Source organism: Devosia limi DSM 17137, assembly GCF_900128975.1.
GTDB classification, from domain to species: domain Bacteria; phylum Pseudomonadota; class Alphaproteobacteria; order Rhizobiales; family Devosiaceae; genus Devosia; species Devosia limi.
On the sequence record NZ_FQVC01000003.1, the window covers coordinates 68,799 to 86,059 of the forward strand.

16 protein-coding genes are annotated in these 17,261 nt (G+C 62.5%); 1 reads left to right on the plus strand and 15 read right to left on the minus strand.

Annotated features, from left to right (window positions below):
- The first annotated feature begins 80 nt into the window (after positions 1 to 80).
- Positions 81 to 701, plus strand: a complete 621-nt coding sequence (locus BUA69_RS05785) for a peptidase M15 (RefSeq protein ID WP_046135376.1) — start codon at positions 81 to 83, stop codon at positions 699 to 701.
- Between the two features lie 347 nt (positions 702 to 1,048).
- Here the strand turns inward: BUA69_RS05785 and BUA69_RS05790 are convergent, their stop codons facing one another.
- The 15 genes from BUA69_RS05790 to sucC form a co-directional block, all read right to left on the minus strand.
- Positions 1,049 to 1,372, minus strand: a complete 324-nt coding sequence (locus BUA69_RS05790) for a cupin domain-containing protein (protein WP_143154432.1) — start codon at positions 1,370 to 1,372, stop codon at positions 1,049 to 1,051.
- Between the two features lie 16 nt (positions 1,373 to 1,388).
- Positions 1,389 to 2,150, minus strand: a complete 762-nt coding sequence (gene kduD / locus BUA69_RS05795) for a 2-dehydro-3-deoxy-D-gluconate 5-dehydrogenase KduD (protein WP_082093837.1) — start codon at positions 2,148 to 2,150, stop codon at positions 1,389 to 1,391.
- Entirely contained in the window at positions 2,150 to 2,992 is an 843-nt protein-coding gene (kduI, locus tag BUA69_RS05800) for a 5-dehydro-4-deoxy-D-glucuronate isomerase (RefSeq protein ID WP_046135374.1), read from the minus strand. Before kduI ends, kduD begins: the two co-directional genes overlap by 1 nt.
- Positions 2,989 to 3,750: a FadR/GntR family transcriptional regulator gene (locus tag BUA69_RS05805; protein WP_046135373.1), complete on the minus strand. Its 762-nt coding sequence runs from the start codon at positions 3,748 to 3,750 to the stop codon at positions 2,989 to 2,991. Before BUA69_RS05805 ends, kduI begins: the two co-directional genes overlap by 4 nt.
- 4 nt (positions 3,751 to 3,754) lie before the next feature.
- Entirely contained in the window at positions 3,755 to 5,035 is a 1,281-nt protein-coding gene (locus BUA69_RS05810) for a TRAP transporter large permease (protein ID WP_046135372.1), read from the minus strand.
- Between the two features lie 4 nt (positions 5,036 to 5,039).
- Positions 5,040 to 5,567: a TRAP transporter small permease gene (locus BUA69_RS05815; protein WP_046135371.1), complete on the minus strand. Its 528-nt coding sequence runs from the start codon at positions 5,565 to 5,567 to the stop codon at positions 5,040 to 5,042.
- A gap of 64 nt (positions 5,568 to 5,631) precedes the next feature.
- Entirely contained in the window at positions 5,632 to 6,609 is a 978-nt protein-coding gene (locus BUA69_RS05820) for a TRAP transporter substrate-binding protein (RefSeq protein ID WP_046135370.1), read from the minus strand.
- A gap of 419 nt (positions 6,610 to 7,028) precedes the next feature.
- On the minus strand, positions 7,029 to 8,438 hold the full coding sequence (gene lpdA / locus BUA69_RS05825; RefSeq protein ID WP_046135369.1) for a dihydrolipoyl dehydrogenase: 1,410 nt from the start codon (positions 8,436 to 8,438) through the stop codon (positions 7,029 to 7,031).
- A 161-nt stretch (positions 8,439 to 8,599) separates the two neighbouring features.
- Positions 8,600 to 9,232 carry a LysE family transporter gene (locus BUA69_RS05830; RefSeq protein WP_046135368.1) on the minus strand — a complete coding sequence of 211 codons (633 nt, stop codon included), beginning with the start codon at positions 9,230 to 9,232 and terminating at the stop codon, positions 8,600 to 8,602.
- 98 nt (positions 9,233 to 9,330) lie between these two features.
- Positions 9,331 to 9,723 (minus strand): MAPEG family protein, encoded by a 393-nt coding sequence (locus BUA69_RS05835; RefSeq protein WP_046135367.1) that lies wholly within the window; start codon positions 9,721 to 9,723, stop codon positions 9,331 to 9,333.
- A gap of 74 nt (positions 9,724 to 9,797) precedes the next feature.
- Positions 9,798 to 10,247 carry a hypothetical protein gene (locus BUA69_RS05840; protein WP_143154433.1) on the minus strand — a complete coding sequence of 150 codons (450 nt, stop codon included), beginning with the start codon at positions 10,245 to 10,247 and terminating at the stop codon, positions 9,798 to 9,800.
- Between the two features lie 301 nt (positions 10,248 to 10,548).
- The gene (gene odhB, locus BUA69_RS05845; protein WP_046135365.1) at positions 10,549 to 11,790 is read right to left on the minus strand and encodes a 2-oxoglutarate dehydrogenase complex dihydrolipoyllysine-residue succinyltransferase; all 1,242 of its coding nucleotides are present in this window, start codon (positions 11,788 to 11,790) and stop codon (positions 10,549 to 10,551) included.
- 14 nt (positions 11,791 to 11,804) lie between these two features.
- Positions 11,805 to 14,801 carry a 2-oxoglutarate dehydrogenase E1 component gene (locus tag BUA69_RS05850; protein WP_046135364.1) on the minus strand — a complete coding sequence of 999 codons (2,997 nt, stop codon included), beginning with the start codon at positions 14,799 to 14,801 and terminating at the stop codon, positions 11,805 to 11,807.
- Between the two features lie 239 nt (positions 14,802 to 15,040).
- Positions 15,041 to 15,949, minus strand: a complete 909-nt coding sequence (gene sucD, locus BUA69_RS05855; RefSeq protein ID WP_046135363.1) for a succinate--CoA ligase subunit alpha — start codon at positions 15,947 to 15,949, stop codon at positions 15,041 to 15,043.
- Positions 15,950 to 16,002: 53 nt separating this feature from the next.
- Positions 16,003 to 17,199: an ADP-forming succinate--CoA ligase subunit beta gene (sucC, locus tag BUA69_RS05860; RefSeq protein ID WP_046135362.1), complete on the minus strand. Its 1,197-nt coding sequence runs from the start codon at positions 17,197 to 17,199 to the stop codon at positions 16,003 to 16,005.
- Between the last annotated feature and the right edge of the window lie 62 nt (positions 17,200 to 17,261).

The following is a 17,261-nucleotide window of genomic DNA, read 5'->3' on the forward strand; positions in this document are numbered from 1 at the left end:
CTCCGGTGGTGGAAACCGGGTTGTGCCACCGCGGTCATGGCCAGACACTGCCACGCCCGCACTGATCCCGGAAGGCCGCCATGCACAAGCCCCAAAGCGTCAAAGCCCTTGAGCGCTTCGGTCGCGTTCGCCTGTCCGAGAGCTTCTTCATGCGCGATTTTCTCTATTCGGAAATCGCCGCCGTCAATGGCTTTGCCAATATCCCCGACGATCCCGACCTCGCCATCGCCGCAGGCACGGCGCTGTGTGAAAACCTGCTCGAACCGCTGCAGGCACGCTTTGGGCGCATCTCGGTGCGCTCATCCTATCGCTCGCCCGAAGTGAACCGCTTCGGCAACGAACACGACCTCAACTGCTCGATCAACGAAAAGAACTTTGCCGGCCACATCTGGGATCGCCGCGACGCCGAGGGCCGCATGGGCGCCACCGCCTGCGTCATCATCAACGCCGCCATCCCCTATTACGAGCGCACTGGGGACTGGGAAGCCATCGCCTGGTACGTGCACGATCACCTGCCCTACCACGACATGGAATTCTTCCCCCACTATGCCGCCTTCAACCTGCAATGGCGCGAAGCCCCCACCCGCTCCATTTACAGCTTCATCCCCCCTCGTCGCGGCCGCCTGACCAAGCCGGGTCTGCCGAACTGGGAAGGCAGGCATGAGGGGGCATATGCGGGACTATTGGAGGAGATTGGGTAAGGGGGGGCCCTCGGGGTCATTCCCGAAAGCATCGGGCGGTCCACATTCCTGCAGAAAACCACGGGAATGACTCCGTGAGACTGTCTACGACCCAGCGGAACCAGCCCCCCATCTCACCCACCCACAGCGCTGCCCCCGGACTTGATCCGGGGGCCACTCTCCCCCCGGTCGCGCGACGAGTGACCCGCGGGTCAAGCCCGCGGGCAGCCGGGTGTAGGACTGAGACGACGACGACCAACACCCACCAGCCGTCATCCCGGCGAAAGCCGGGATCCAGTTTCCTTGCTACCCGTCGCTCAGGACTGGAACCTGGCTTTCGCCGGGGTGACGCGGCGTGCCTTACGTCCCTACAAAAAATCCGCCCGCATCGGCGTAAACACGTCCACCAGCCGCCCGGCCTCCAGAGCGACGACGCCATGCACCAGCCCGCTCGGCACGATGAAGCTGCCACCCTGCCCGACCACTTCGGTCACCCCATCGATCGTGACTTCAAACGATCCCTCGGCGACATAGCTCACCTGAATATGCGGATGCGAATGCAACGCGCCGACCGCCCCCTTGTCGAAGCCGAATTCCACCTGCATCAGCTCGGGCGTATGGATCAGCACCCGGCGCCGATTGCCCGGTGCCAGTTCGATCCAGTCGCTGGCATTGGCTTGTGCAAAGACCATGTGTTCACTCATCTCGTTACCGCGCCAGCCACCCGCCATCGACGGGGATGACAGCGCCATGCATGTAGTTGGAAGCGCGCGACAGCAAAAACACCGCCGCATCGCCAATGTCGGAAGGCTCGCCCCAGCGACCCGCCGGGATGCGCCCGAGAATGGCGGCCGACCGGTCAGGATCGGCCCGCAACGCCTCGGTATTGTTGGTTTCGATATAGCCGGGGGCAATCGAATTGACGTTGATCCCCCTGGCCGCCCATTCATTGGCCAAGAGCCGCGTGATCCCCAGCACCCCGCTTTTAGAGGCGGTATAGCTGGCGACACGAATACCGCCCTGAAAGCTCAGCATCGAGGCGATATTGACGATCTTGCCAGCGCGACCGGCACCCAGCGCCTTGCGCCCGAACGACTGGCAGAGAAAGAACATCGCCTTGAGGTTGACGTCCATGACGCTGTCCCAGTCATCCTCGCTGACATCGACCGCATCGACCCGCTTGATGATCCCGGCATTGTTGACCAGCCCGTCGATAGGCCCGTGCTGGTCCCAGGCCGCGTCGAACATCGCCTGCGCCACCTGGGTCGAGCCGATATCGGCACTGACCGGCACCAATTCCGCCCCGATCTCGTCAAACAACCGCGCCGTCTCTGCCATCGACGAGCGCGCCACCCCGATCACCCGCCCGCCAGCCCGACCGATCGACAGGGCGATGCCCTGCCCGATCCCGGTATTGGCGCCGGTCACCATCACGCTCTGGCCGGCGAGGCTGAAAGCCGAATTGTCCATCAGCGCAGCTCGTCCATCCCGACCTTGTCGACATCGGTATAGTCGACATTGTCGCCCGCCATCGCCCAGATGAAGGTGTAATTGGCGGTGCCGACACCCGAATGGATCGACCAGGATGGCGACAGGATCGCCTCTTCGTTCTTGACGATCAGGTGGCGGGTTTCGTCATATTCGCCCATCAGGTGGACGACGCGCGCATCCTTGGCCAGGTCGAAATAGAGGTAAGCCTCCGAGCGCCGGTCATGATAATGGCTCGGCATGGTGTTCCACACCGATCCGGAGGCCAGCGTCGTCATCCCCACCACCAGCTGGCAGGTCTTGGCGCCTTCGGGGTGGATGAACTGGAAGATCGAGCGCTCGTTGGAGGTTTCCTGGCTGCCCAGATCCACCCGCTTGGCATCGCCGATCTTGATCAGCTTGGTCGGATGGCTGGCATGCGCGGGCGCGCTCAGCAGATAGAACTTGGCGGGATTGGCGACATCATTGGAGGCAAACTGCACATCCTTGCTGCCCATGCCGACATAGAGCATGTCGCGATTGGCCAGCCCATGGTCCTGCCCGTCGACGCTGATGCTGCCATCGCCGCCCACATTGACCACGATCATTTCGCGGCGATCGAGGAAGTTCGGCGTACCGGTCGGTTTGATCGCTTCCAGCACCAGCGCCGTCTCGCCCGGCACCGCGCCGCCGACCGACAGGCGATCATAATGGCTATAGGTCCAGTTGACCCCGCCCAGCAGGAACAGGTCCTCGATCAGGAAATGCTCGCGCAGTTCGTCAGTGTTCATCGTCGCCGCCGTGACGGGGTCGATGGCGAAGCGGATGTCGAAATCGGTGCTCATTGGTCACTAAATCCTAATTCATGTCGGTATCGGTCCCCGCACAGCCGGGCGCGGTAGCGCTCCTGGCTGAGGGAGAGGTGCTGGCGCATCGCTTCGCGTGCGGCCTCGGCATTCTGGGCTGAAATGGCGCCGAGAATTCTGAAATGCTCGCGCTGCAGCCCCGCCTGATACTCGTAGGTGAGCACGCTTTCGGTGCCCCAGGGCGAGGCGACATCGCACGGAATGGTGCGGCTCCCCAGCGCGTCGAGCACTTCGATATAGAACGGATTATTGGTCGCTGCCGCGATCGCCCGGTGAAAGGCGAAATCGGTCTTGCCGGTCGGCGTGCCATTTTCGAGCAGCCGCTCGAATTCGTAATAGGCCTCCTGGATCGCCGCATCCTGGGACGCACTGCGCCGCAGTGCCGCCAGCCCCGCCGACTCGATCTCGATACCCATGCGCACCTCGAGCACATTGAGCGCTTCGGAGATCTTGTTGCCGCGATCCCCGCCAATGGCGTTGAAGGTCGAAGTGGCATTGGCGATGACGAACGCGCCTGCGCCCTGGCGCGATTGCACCAGCCCGTCGGCCGCCAGCGCGGCCAGCGCCTCGCGCACCACCGTCCGGCTGACCCCGAACTGCTTGGTCAGCTGGCTTTCGGTGGGCAGTTTCTGGCCGGCGACATATTGGCCGGCCATGATCGACTTCCGCAGGCCACCGACGACCAACTCCGCCAGCTTGGGCTTGCGCGTCGCAGGGGTGACATCATCAACACTCATTGGATCACCTGAACACGCTGGGCAGCCACAAGGACAGCGCCGGGATATAGGTCACCAGACCCAGCACCACCAGGCCGGCCACATAGAACGGCCAGACGCTCTTCATCGCCTCCCAGACTGATATTTTTCCCACCGCCGCCGCCACGAACTGCACCGGTCCCAGCGGCGGCGTATTGAGCCCGATGCCGAGATTGAGGATCATGATCACCCCGAAATGCACCGGGTCGATACCGAATGCCTTCACGATCGGCAGGAAGATCGGCGTGGTGATGATGATCAGCGGTCCCATATCCATGAATGTGCCGAGCAGCAGCAACACGATGTTGATCATCAGCAGCACCAGTAGAGGATCGGAGGAAATCGCGGCAATGCCGGCCGTCAGGTGCGTCGCCACCTTGAGATAGGCCATCAGCCAGGCAAACGAGGCCGCCGCGCCGATGATGAACAACACCATCGCCGTGGTCCGCACCGCACCCAGCACCGAGTGAATGAACGCCTTCCAGCTGAGCGAGCGATAGACCAGCAGTGTCACCAGCAGCGCATAAATGACCGCGATGCACGAGCTTTCCGTCGCCGTGAAAATCCCCGACCGCACGCCGCCAAAGATGATGGCAATCAGCATCAGGCCGGGGATGGACACGATGAAGAAGTACCCCGCCTTGCGAAAACCCGGAAAGGTCTCGGTGGGATAGCCGCGCTTCACCGCCACGACATAGGCGGTGATGCTCAAGGCCAGCGCCAGCAGCAGGCCCGGAATGATGCCGGCGGTGAATAGATCGGCGATGGAAATATTGCCGCCGCCCGAAAGCGAATAGATGATCATGTTATGGCTGGGCGGCAGCAGCAGGGCGATCAACGCCGCCATCGAGGTCACGTTCACCGCATAGTCGGCGCCATAGCCGCGTGCCTTCATCTGCGGGATCATGATGCCGCCAACGGCTGCAGCTTCCGCCACGGCCGAGCCGGAAATCCCGCCGAACAGCGTCGATGCCGCGATATTGACCTGTCCCAGCCCACCCCGCACATGCCCGACTACCGCGCTGGCGAACGAGATGATCCGCGCCGCGATGCCACCCCGCATCATCAGGTCGCCGGCGAAAATGAAGAAGGGAATCGCCAACAGGCTGAAGGCCGAAACGCCCGAATTGAGCTGCTGGAACACCACGATGGCCGGGCGCCCCAGATAGACGATGGTGGCAAAGCTGGCGATGCCCAGGCAATAGGCGATCGGCGTGCCGATCAGCATCAGCAGGGTGAATACGCCAAACAGAATCCAGTATTCCATAGCCCTACGCCTCGGTAATGGTGGGTTCGGCGGCGATCTCGTCGACCGGCTCGCCGGCGAGGCGCAACACCAAGCGTTCAAGGGAAAACAGGCACATCAACACGCCCGACGTCACGATGGGCAGATAGGTGAACGATGTTGGCAACCCGAGCACGGGGATGCGGGTCGACCAGTAGCGGATGACCAATTCCCCACCATAGAACACCATGCCAAAGGCAAACCCGAAGACGAAGACGTCGCTGATGCCGCGCAGCCAGGGCTTGGCCCCGGGCGGCAGCACATAGAGCAGCACGTCAAAGCCCATATGGAAGTTTTCGCGCACCCCCACGGCGGCGCCCAGGAAGATGAACCAGGTCATGATCATGATCGAGCCGCTCTCGGTCCAGGCCGGCGAGGCGTTGATCACGAAGCGCATGAACACCTGGTAGGCGACAACAACGGTCATCGTGACCAGGCCCAGGCCTGCCAGCCACAATGCCAGATTTGATAGAAGTCCCAGCCCGCGGCTGATGGACAAAAGCCTGTCTCTCACGACATGTCTCCCGGCAAGCCAGTCCGGACCGGCGCCTTGCGGCCCCGGCCCGGGGATGACGTGATTACTCGGTGGCCTGGATGCGGGCGACCAGGTCCTGCAGCTTGGGATCGGTGACATACTTTTCGTACACCGGCTTCATCGCGTCGATGAAGGGCTGCTTGTCGACGGTATTGATCTGGGCGCCGAGCGCTTCGACCGCAGCCTTGGATTCCACTTCCTTGGCAGCCCAAAGCTCGCGCTGCCTGGCCACGGATTCCTTGGCGGCTTCACGGAACAGCACCTGATCCTCGGGAGTCAGGCCATCCCAGACGACCTTGGAGATCACCAGCACTTCGGGCACCATCAGGTGCTCGTCGAGCGAGTAGAACTTGGCAACTTCCGCATGGCCGGCAGTGTCATAGCTGGGATAGTTGTTTTCGGCGCCGTCGATGACGCCGGTCTGGATACCCGAATAGACTTCGCCATAGGGCATCGGGGTGGCGTTGCCGCCAAAGGCGGCGACCATGTCGACAAAAATGTCCGATTGCATCACGCGCAGCTTCATCCCAGCCATGTCGGCCGGCGAGTTGATCGGCTTTTCGCTGTTGTAGAACGAGCGGGCGCCGCCGTCATAGTAAGCCAGCGCCACCACGTCCACGGCGTCGAAGGCGGCCAGGATTTCCTCGCCAATCGGGCCATCGAGCACAGCGTGCATATGGTCGGCGGAACGGAAGATATAGGGGAGCTGCGTCACGGTGGCTGCGGGCACCTGGGTCCCAAAGGCGCCGATCGAGATGCGGTTGAGATCGATCACGCCGAACTGGGTCTGCTCGATCGTGTCCTTTTCTTCGCCCAGCTGGGCGGAGTGAAACACTTCGACCGAATAGCGGTCGCCGGTCTTTTCACTCAGGAGCTCGCCGAAATGCTTGACCGCTTCGACGGTTGGATAGCCATCCGGATGGGTATCCGAAGAGCGCAATACGGTTTGTGCGCTGGCGGTCCCCACCATCAGCGCTGCAGCGACGATGGCGGTCACCGCCAGTTTAGGCAGATGAAACATGTAGTCCTCCCAAAGGTCCTCGCCCACCGCCGGCTCGGCGCCTTGCTGGCGCTCCTGACGGTGCCTGTTGCCCGGCCACCGGCCTTGCCGGCAGCACACAAGGCCAGCAGCGCCCTCCTCTGGACTCGGCTTTGCCTTGGTGCAAAACTGGTATGGAAGATGAAAAAGGAAGTCAACATACAATAATACCGAACTTGTATGATGACTTTTCGGAGCCCTAAGCCGTCATCCCGGCGAAAGCCGGGATCCAGCTCCTCCCCCTCGCAGCATCACCGCCATCAGCCCGCGTCCCCTCCCCCTTACGGGGGAGGGCCAGGGTGGGGGTGCTGCAGTTCCCTCGCACCCATCCCAGCCAATCCCAATAACAAAAAGAGCCCCGGCATCAGCCGAGGCTCTCGTCATCAAAAGCGCATCCAGCCCTAGATGTGGATCGCGCCATCGCCCAGCGACAGGGCCGCTTCGCGCACCGCTTCCGACAAGGTCGGATGCGCATGGGTGGAACGGGCCAGATCCTCGGCCGCACCGGAGAACTCCATCAGCACCACCAGTTCATGGATCATCTCGCCGGCATTCTTGCCCACGATATGGGCGCCCAGCACCCGGTCGGTTTCCACATCGGCAAGGATCTTCACAAAGCCCTGCGTCGCCAGCATCGCCTTGGCCCGGCCATTGGCGGTAAAGGGGAACTTGCCGATCTTGTAGTCGATGCCTTCGGCCTTGAGTTCGTCCTCGGTCTTGCCGACCGTGGCGATCTCGGGATTGGTGTAGACCACCGCCGGCATCGCCAGATAGTTCACATGGCCAGCCTGGCCATTGAGGATCTCGGCGACGGCAATGCCCTCGTCCTCGGCCTTGTGCGCCAGCATCGGGCCGGCGATCACGTCGCCAATCGCATAGATGCCGTCGACCGAGGTCTTGTAGTGCCCGTCAACGCGCACGCGGCCACGCTCGTCCAGCGCCACGCCGACGATATCCAGGCCCAGCCCTTCGGTGAACGGCTTGCGGCCAATGGCGACCAGCGCCACGTCGGCGTCGAGCAGTTCCATGTCGCCACCCTTGGCCGGCTCGATCCGCACCTTGAGCGAACCGTCGTCCTGCTTGTCGATGCCGGCAACCTTGCTCGACAACTTGAATTCCATGCCCTGCTTCTGCAGCATGCGCTGGAACTGGCGTGCCACTTCGCTATCCATGCCCGGCAGGATGCGGTCGAGATATTCGACCACGGTGACCTGCGCGCCCAGACGCGCCCAGACCGAGCCCAGCTCCAGCCCGATCACACCGGCGCCGATGACTAGGAGCTTGCCCGGCACCTTTTCCAGCGTCAGCGCGCCGGTCGAGGTCACGATCTGCTTCTCGTCGATCTCAATGCCCGGCAGGTTGGCCGAAACCGAACCCGAGGCGATGACGATATTCTTGGTTTCCACTTCCGTGGTCGGCCCGCTCTGCGGCGTCACCAGCACCCGGCCGGGCGCAGCAATCGAGCCGATGCCACGGAACACGGTGATCTTGTTCTTCTTGAACAGATAATCCACCCCGCCGACATTGGCCGCGACGGTTTCTGTCTTGTGGTTCATCATCTGCGGCAGGTTGAGCTGCGGCGTCGGAATGTCGATACCCAGCGCCTTCATGCCATGCCCGGCTTCTTCGAACATCTCGGACGCATGCAGCAGTGCCTTGGACGGAATGCAGCCAATATTCAGGCAGGTGCCGCCCAGCGTTGGCCACTTCTCGACCACTGCGACCTTCATCCCAAGCTGCGCCGCGCGGATGGCGGCGACATAGCCGCCCGGGCCCGAGCCGATGATGGTGAGATCGAAAGCGTCTGACATGATTGGATGCCTCAAAAAGGAAGGTGTGTTGAGATTTAGGTCAGGGTGAGTCGAGAGGGACGGTCTTCGAGAACCGGAACGCAGCGTACGTTCGGTACGTGAGTACCGGAAGCGCAGAAGACTGTCACTCGCAGGCCACCATCACCTAAATCCCAATACACCTAGTGCTGCTGGGCGAGTGCGACACGCACCGCCAACAAGATGAATGTAATGCCGGTCACACGATTAAACCACCGGCCGAAGCGGAAAAAGCCCTGTCGGACACTGGCCGTTGTAAAGAAGAGCGAGACCAGTGCGAACCAGGCAAAAAGCATAAGGCTCATGCACAGCACGTAGATCACCTTGACGTGGCCGCTCGTGCGCGCCGAAACCAGCGTGGTGAACAGCGCCAGGAAGAACAGCACCGCCTTGGGATTGAGCAGATTGGTCAGAAAGCCCAGCGCAAATGCCGCTGCATCGCCGCGCCGCGCGCCGGCGAGGTCACCCTCTTCCGGCGGCGTCGGCGGCGGACTGCGTAGCGCCGAAATCGCCAGCCAGACGAGATAGGCGGCCCCCGCCCATTTGAGCAGGTTGAACAGCATCAGCGACTGCCCGACAATCACCCCGACGCCCAATAGCGTGTAGCTGCCGTGCACGAGGATCGAGGTGGCAATACCGGCCGAGGTGAACAGGGCTGCCCGCCGGCCATGGGCAATGGATTGCCGCAGTACCATGGCGAAATCGGCGCCCGGGATGACCGCATTGATGCCGAAGGCCAGCATCAGGCCGGCAAATTCAAGCCAGGGAAAGCTCATCGCGACGTCTCACATCGGGCGCCTGACCGCGCAGGGTCAGCCCCGCGGCTGCGGGACCTCCTGTTTAGCGAATACTACGGATTTTCCAATCGGAATCCCTAGCTGACCGCGCCCACGAACATCAGCACCAGCCCGATGGCCGACACCATCCATATCCCCGAGCGCAGGAACGGGATCGCCGAGAGATAGGCCGGCAGATAGGCGACACGCGCCCAGAAATACAACTGGCTGCCCCAGACGGTCAGCCCGTCCGAACGCCCAGCCAGCTCGATCACCACCACAAGGGCAATGAACGCCGCATAGGTCTCAAGGAAATTGCGCAGCGCCCGCTCGGCGCGCGAGGTCAGCAGGCTCTTGGGCGCCCGCTCATTGTCGCGCGCACCACCGGCATGGATCACGCCATATTCGATTCGATAAAACAGCGATTGCGCCGCAATATAGAGGACCGCGAGCGCAAAGCTCCACAGCAACAGGGTCAGTTCAAGGCTCATGGGGAATCGGCTCAATCGGGTTTGGGGTCAATCCGCCCAGGCTAGACGATCCTGCCCGGAAGCCAACGCAATAACTACTCGGCGGCGATGGCCTGCGCCTGTTTCAGCGGCCCCGGCAATTGCTTGTCGATATCGAGCGCGCCAGTGTCGACCTGTTCCAGAAAGCCGCGGCAGAAGCTGTCCTTGTCGCCAGCCTGGTTATAGGCGCTCATGATCTGCTCGCCGCCATAGGTCTCGGCCGCCTGTTGCGCTCCGGCATTGCCGCCGCCCAGCCGCGCCACCACCCGATCGGCAAGGTCGAGAAACCCGATATTGCGCAGATACCAATTGTCGTAGGCGCTGTGATAGGCCGGATCGAGCCCGGTGGTTTCATAGCAATGCGTGGTCATCGCCGAAACAATGGCCTTGGAGCCATGGAAGGCCATCAACTCCCCGACCAGTTCGGGATTGGCTTCCTGCGCCTGCGCCGCGCTCGCTCCGAGCGCCAGCAGCACCACACCGGCAAAACACCTAAAAACCGTCAACCAAACAACTCCAGAATTCACCGTGCATCCCAAACGAATGCCGCGTCATAGCCGCAAAATTTTGGCTGCGCCCCGTCCTATATACGTCTCGCCGATCACTTTCGGCGGAGCCCGGGGGATTGTGCCCATTGTCACCAGTATCCACCGCCCACAAAAAATCGGGCCCGCCAGAGCGGACCCGATGCAATTCTTTAACCTGTCTCGGTTTTCGCGAGCCCCGATCTGTTCCCTCCCCCTTGAGAGGAGGGCCAGGCTGGGGGTGCTGCGGCAACCGCGGCGCCAGGATTCCGGCTGGTCGAACCTACAGGTCCAGCACCAGCCGCTCGGGCGCCTCGAGGCTTTCCTTGACGCGCACGAGGAAGGTCACCGCTTCCTTGCCGTCGACGATCCGGTGGTCATAGCTGAGCGCCAGATACATCATCGGGCGGATCACCACCTGGCCACCGATCGCAACCGGACGCTCCTGGATCTTGTGCATGCCCAGGATACCCGACTGCGGGGCATTCAGGATCGGCGTCGACATCAGCGAGCCATACACGCCACCATTGGAGATGGTGAAGGTGCCGCCCTGCATGTCGGCCATCGACAACTGGCCGTCACGGGCCTTCTTGCCTAGGCCATTGATCGACTTTTCGATCTCGGCAATCGACATCTGGTCGGCATTGCGCACCACCGGCACGACCAGGCCCTTATCGGTGCCAACGGCCACCCCGATATGGGCATAGCTCTTGTAGATCAGCTCGTCGCCATCGATCTCGGCATTGATCGAGGGGATTTCCTTGAGCGCGTGGACCACGGCCTTGGTGAAAAAGCCCATAAAGCCCAGCTTGACGCCATGCTTCTTCTCGAACAGGTCCTTGTAGGATGCGCGCAGGTCCATCACCGGCTTCATGTCCACCTCGTTGAAGGTGGTCAGCATGGCGGCGGTGTTCTGTGCGTCCTTGAGGCGACGCGCAATGGTCTGGCGCAGACGGGTCATCTTGACGCGTTCTTCGCCCTCGGCATCGGCCGCATTGGACGGCGCACGCGGTGCAGCCGGAGCCTTGGCAGCGACCGGAGCGGGCGCAGCAGACGGAGCCGCCGCCGCACGGCTGACAGCCGCCTGCACGTCTTCCTTCAGCACCTGGCCGCGCTTGCCCGAACCGGCAATGGCGGCTGCGTCGAGATTGGTCTCGGCCAGCAGCTTGGCAGCCGACGGAGCCGGCGGCATCGTGCCAGTGGTGGCCGCGGCAGGCGCAGCAGCAACCGGCGCAGCGGCCGCAGCGGCGGCCTTGGGCGCTTCGACCGGCTTGGCGGCAGCGGCGCCGGCTGCGGCAATCGCGCCCAGCAGCGCGCCGACATCGACGGTCTCGCCCGGCTTGGCCATGATGGCCTCCAGGACACCGGCAGCGGGGGCCGGCACTTCGATGGTCACCTTGTCGGTTTCCAGCTCGACGATCGGCTCGTCGGCTGCAACGCTATCGCCAACCTGCTTGAACCACTGGCCGATCGTCGCTTCGGTAACGCTTTCGCCCAGCGTCGGCACACGGATTTCTGTCGACATTTGCTTGGTCCTTTTTAGTTCGCGAAGGCTTCGTCGAGGAAGGCTTGCAATTGTGCGAGGTGGGTCCGCATCAACCCGGTGGCGGTCGAGGCCGAAGCCGGCCGGCCGATATAGCGCACGCGCTGGCCCGTACGACCCATCTGGTCGAACACCCATTCCACATAGGGCTGGATAAAGGCCCAGGCCCCCATATTCTTGGGTTCTTCCTGGCACCAGACGATCTCGGCGTTCGGGAACCGGTTCAGCTCATCGAGCAGCGCCTTGGCCGGGAACGGATAGAGCTGTTCCAGGCGCAGCAGATACACATCGTTGATGCCGCGCTTCTCGCGATCTTCGAGCAGGTCGTAATAGACCTTGCCGGTGCACAAGACGACGCGGCGGATCTGCTCGTCGCTGGTCAGCCGGATCGTGGTCTTGGGCGCGCCCGGTGCCTCGGCATCGTCCCAGAGCAGGCGATGGAAGCAGGAGTCGAGACCCATTTCGGCGAGACCAGAGGTTGCCCGCTTGTGGCGCAGCAGGCTCTTGGGCGTCATCAGGATCAGTGGCTTGCGGAAGGCGCGGGTCACCTGCCGGCGCAGGATATGGAAGTAATTGGCCGGCGTGGTGCAGTTGGCGACCTGCATATTGTCCTCGGCGCACAGCTGCAGGAAGCGCTCAGGACGCGCGGAGGAATGCTCTGGCCCCTGCCCTTCATAGCCATGCGGCAACAGCATCACGAGGCCCGACATGCGGAACCACTTGCGCTCGCCCGAGGAGATGAACTGGTCGATCACCACCTGAGCGCCGTTGACGAAGTCGCCGAACTGGGCTTCCCAGATCGTCAATGCCTTGGGCTCGGCCAGCGAATAGCCATACTCGAACCCCAGCACGGCCTCTTCCGACAGCATCGAGTTGATGACTTCGTAGCGGCTCTGGTCGGGGCTCAGATTGTTGAGCGGGGTATAGGTATGATCGTCCTTCTGGTCGTTCAGCACCGAGTGGCGCTGGCTGAACGTGCCGCGTTCGCAATCCTGGCCGCTCAACCGCACCGGATGACCTTCGGTCACCAGCGAGCCGAACGCCAGCGCTTCGGCGGTCGCCCAGTCGATCCCCTCGCCGGCCTGGATGGCCGACAGGCGGTTGTCGAGGAAGCGCTTGACCGTCTTGTGGACGTTGAAGTCAGCCGGAACCTTGCAGAGATCGGCGCCAATCTGGGCCAGGTCTGCCACGGCGACGCCGGTGTCGCCCCGGCGCGGGCCTTCCTGCTCGGCCGGGCGGAAATCCTTCCACGCGCCATCGAGCCAGTCGGCCTTGTTCGGGCGATAGTCCTGCCCGGCCTCGAATTCGGCTTCCAGCTTGGCGCGCCATTCAGCCTTGAGCCCTTCGATGGCCTCGGCCGTCATCAGGCCCTCGCCGACGAGCTTTTCCGAATAGAGCTCGAGCGTGGTCTTGTGCGCCCGGATGCGCGAATACATCAGCGGCTGGGTGAAGCTTGGCTCGTCGCCCTCGTTGTGACCGAAGCGGCGATAGCAGAACATGTCGATGACCACCGGGCGCCCGAAGCGCTGGCGGTACTCGATCGCCACCTTGGCGACAAACACCACGGCTTCCGGATCGTCGCCATTCACATGCAGCACCGGCGCTTCGATCATCTTGGCGACGTCGGTCGGATAAGGCGACGAGCGCGAATAGAGCGGCGAGGTGGTGAAACCGATCTGGTTGTTGATCACGAAATGGATCGACCCGCCGGTGCGGTGCCCCTTGAGACCCGAAAGCCCCAGGCACTCGGCGATCACGCCCTGGCCGGCAAACGCGGCATCGCCGTGCAGCAGCAGCGGCAGCACCATGGACCGGTCGGGCCTGCCATCGGCGATGTTGACCAGCTTGCCGTCGGGGGCAATGTGCTTGTCCTGCTTGGCGCGGGACTTGCCCAGCACCACCGGGTCGACGATTTCCAGATGGCTTGGATTGGCCGTCAGCGACAGGTGGACCTTGTTGCCATCGAAGTCGCGGTCCGACGAAGCACCCAGATGGTACTTCACGTCACCCGAACCCTCGACGTCCTCGGGGTAGAAGGCCCCGCCCTTGAATTCGTGGAACAGCGCCCGGTGCGGCTTCTGCATCACCTGGGTCAGAACGTTCAGGCGACCGCGGTGGGCCATGCCCAGCACGATGTCCTTGATGCCCAATGCGCCACCGCGCTTGATGATCTGCTCCAGCGCGGGAATCAGCGATTCCGAGCCATCCAGACCGAAGCGCTTGGTGCCGGTGAACTTGACGTCGAGGAACTTCTCGAAGCCCTCGGCCTCGATCAGTTTGCTGAGGATCGCCTTCTTGCCCTCGGGCGTGAAGCTGATTTCCTTGTCCGGACCTTCAATGCGTTCCTGAATCCACTGCTTGGCTTCCGGATCGGAGATATGCATGAATTCGATGCCGACGGTGCCGCAATAGGTGCGTCGCAGGATCGCCAGCATTTCCGGGAGCGTGGCGTATTCCAGACCCAGATAATTGTCGATGAAGATCTTGCGGCTGTAATCGGCTTCGGTGAAGCCATAGGTCGCCGGATCGAGTTCGGGCGCCGGCTCGTCGGCCTTGAGCTTGAGCGGATCGAGATCGGCGTGCAGGTGACCGCGCATGCGGTAGGCACGGATCATCATGATGGCGCGGATCGAGTCGCGCGTCGCCTGCAGCACGTCGGCGGCCGAGGCTGCGGGTGCACCGGCGGCTTCGGCCTTCTTGGCGATGGCCTTCTCGGTCTTGACGGCGATCTCGCCCCAATTGCCGTCCAGCGCGCTGACCAGCTCGCCGGTCACGGCCTGCGGCCAGTCCTTGCGGCCCCAGCTCGGACCGTCGGCGCTTTTCTGCGCGTCGCTCTGGCTATCGTCGAGCTTGGCGAAGAAGGCCGCCCAGGTGTCATCGACACTTTCGGGATCGGTCTTGAACCGGGAATACAGCTGCTCGATATAGTCGGCGTTTCCTCCATAGAGGAAAGAAGTCAGCAAGAACGTGTCGTTCTTTTCCTGTCGTGTCATCGCTTTTGTTGCGAGGCCCACGCCCCGCCTTCCTTCTCAACGAACTGGCCTGGGCCAGTCTCAAACGCGGTCAAAAAACAGTTTCGACGATATTGACCGCTGATCCTTTGTATCCTGTTAAGACTTGCGGCGCCCCCCACGGCGCCACGGCTTTCTCGGTAATGTGATCGTCAACCCCGGGGAGGGATGGCCGACCATCCCTGTATCCCCGAAGCATGACAGACCTTCGGCCTACTGGCTTAGCCCTTGAGGACTTCGGCCAGCGTGCGACCGATGCGGGCTGGAGACTTCGACATCCTGATGCCAGCCGCTTCCATCGCCGCGATTTTGTCTTCGGCCCCGCCCTTACCGCCTGAAATTACGGCGCCAGCATGGCCCATGGTGCGCCCCTTGGGCGCAGTCAGGCCGGCGATGAAGCCAGCCATTGGCTTCTTGCGGCCCTTCTTGGCTTCATCGATCAGGAACTGGGCGGCGTCTTCTTCGGCCGAACCACCGATTTCGCCGATCATGATGATCGATTTGGTCGCATCGTCAGCCAGGAACATTTCCAGCATGTCGATGAATTCGGTGCCTTTGACCGGATCGCCACCGATACCGACGGCCGTGCTCTGGCCCAGGCCTTCATTGGTGGTCTGGAACACCGCTTCATAGGTAAGCGTGCCCGAGCGGGAAACAATGCCCACCGAGCCCTTCGAGAAGATCGAACCGGGCATGATGCCGATCTTGCATTCTTCCGGCGTCAGCACGCCCGGGCAGTTTGGCCCCAGCAGGCGCGACTTGGACTTTTCCAGCCGGGCCTTGACCCGCACCATGTCGAGCACCGGAATGCCCTCGGTGATGCACACGATCAGCGGGATCTCGGCATCGATGGCTTCGATGATCGCGGCGGCGGCGCCGGGAGGCGGCACATAGACCACCGAGGCAGTGGCGCCGGTGCGCTCCTTGCCTTCGGCAACCGAGGCGAACACCGGCAGCGAGGCCGAAGCATCGAGCCCGCTGGTCCAGGTTTCCCCGGCCTTCTTGGGGTTCACGCCGCCCACCATCTTGGTGCCGTAATAGGCCAGCGCCTGTTCGGTATGGAATGTCCCGGTCTTGCCGGTCAGCCCCTGCACGAGAACCTTGGTGTCTTTGTTGACGAGGATCGACATTACTTCTGGTCCTTCAGGATGTGTTTGATTTCGTGGAACTCAAGGCGCATGGCCTAGTGCCCCTTGACCGCCGCCACGATCTTCTGGGCGGCATCGTCGAGATCGTCTGCCGAAATCACGTTGAGGCCGGACTGGTCGAGGATTTCCTTGCCTTCCTTGACGCGGGTGCCTTCGAGGCGAACCACCAGCGGCACCGTCAGCCCGACTTCCTTGACCGCGGCGATCACGCCTTCGGCGATGACGTCGCAGCGCATGATGCCGCCAAAGATGTTGACCAGGATGCCTTCGACGGCGGGATCGGCCGTGATGATCTTGAAGGCCGCGGTGACCTTTTCCTTGGTGGCGCCGCCACCAACGTCGAGGAAGTTCGCCGGCTCGGCGCCGTAGAGCTTGATGATGTCCATGGTCGACATGGCCAGGCCCGCGCCATTGACCATGCAGCCGATATTGCCGTCGAGGGCGACATAGGCCAGGTCATACTTGGACGCTTCGATTTCCTTGGCGTCTTCCTCGGTCATGTCGCGGAGCGGCTTCAGCTCCTCGTGACGGAAGGCCGCGTTGTTGTCGAAGCTGACCTTGGCATCGAGAACCCGCAGGTGACCGTCCTTCATGACGATCAGCGGATTGACTTCCAGCATGCTCATGTCGGTTTCGACAAAGGCCTTGTAGAGCACCGGGAACAGGCTCTGCGCGTCGCTCGCAGCCGCGCCGGTCAGGCCCAGTGTCTCCACCAGCTTGGCGGTATCGGCAGCGGTCACGCCGGTATCGGGATCGATCGACAGCGACACGATCTTGTCGGGCGTATGCTCGGCGACGGCCTCGATGTCCATGCCGCCTTCGGTCGACACCACGAACGCCACGCGACCGGTTTCACGATCGACCAGCAGCGAGCAATACAGCTCGCGCTCGATATCGGCACCGTCTTCGATATAGAGGCGGTTGACCTGCTTGCCGGCGTCGCCGGTCTGCTTGGTCACCAGGGTATTGCCCAGCATTTCCTTGGAGAAGGCAACGACTTCCTCGACCGACTTGGCCAGGCGCACGCCGCCCTTGGCATCGGGACCGAGTTCCTTGAACTTGCCCTTGCCGCGGCCGCCGGCATGAATCTGGCTCTTGACCACATAGAGCGGACCCGGCAGCGACTTGGCCGCGGCTTCCGCTTCGTCAGCCGAAAAGATCGCCACGCCAGCGGCAACCGGGGCACCGTAGGTCTTCAGCAGCGCCTTGGCCTGGTGTTCATGGATGTTCATTCAAAGTCCCCTTGGATGGGTAAAACTTGGCCAGTCACGGAGCGCCTTGCTCCCACCGGGTC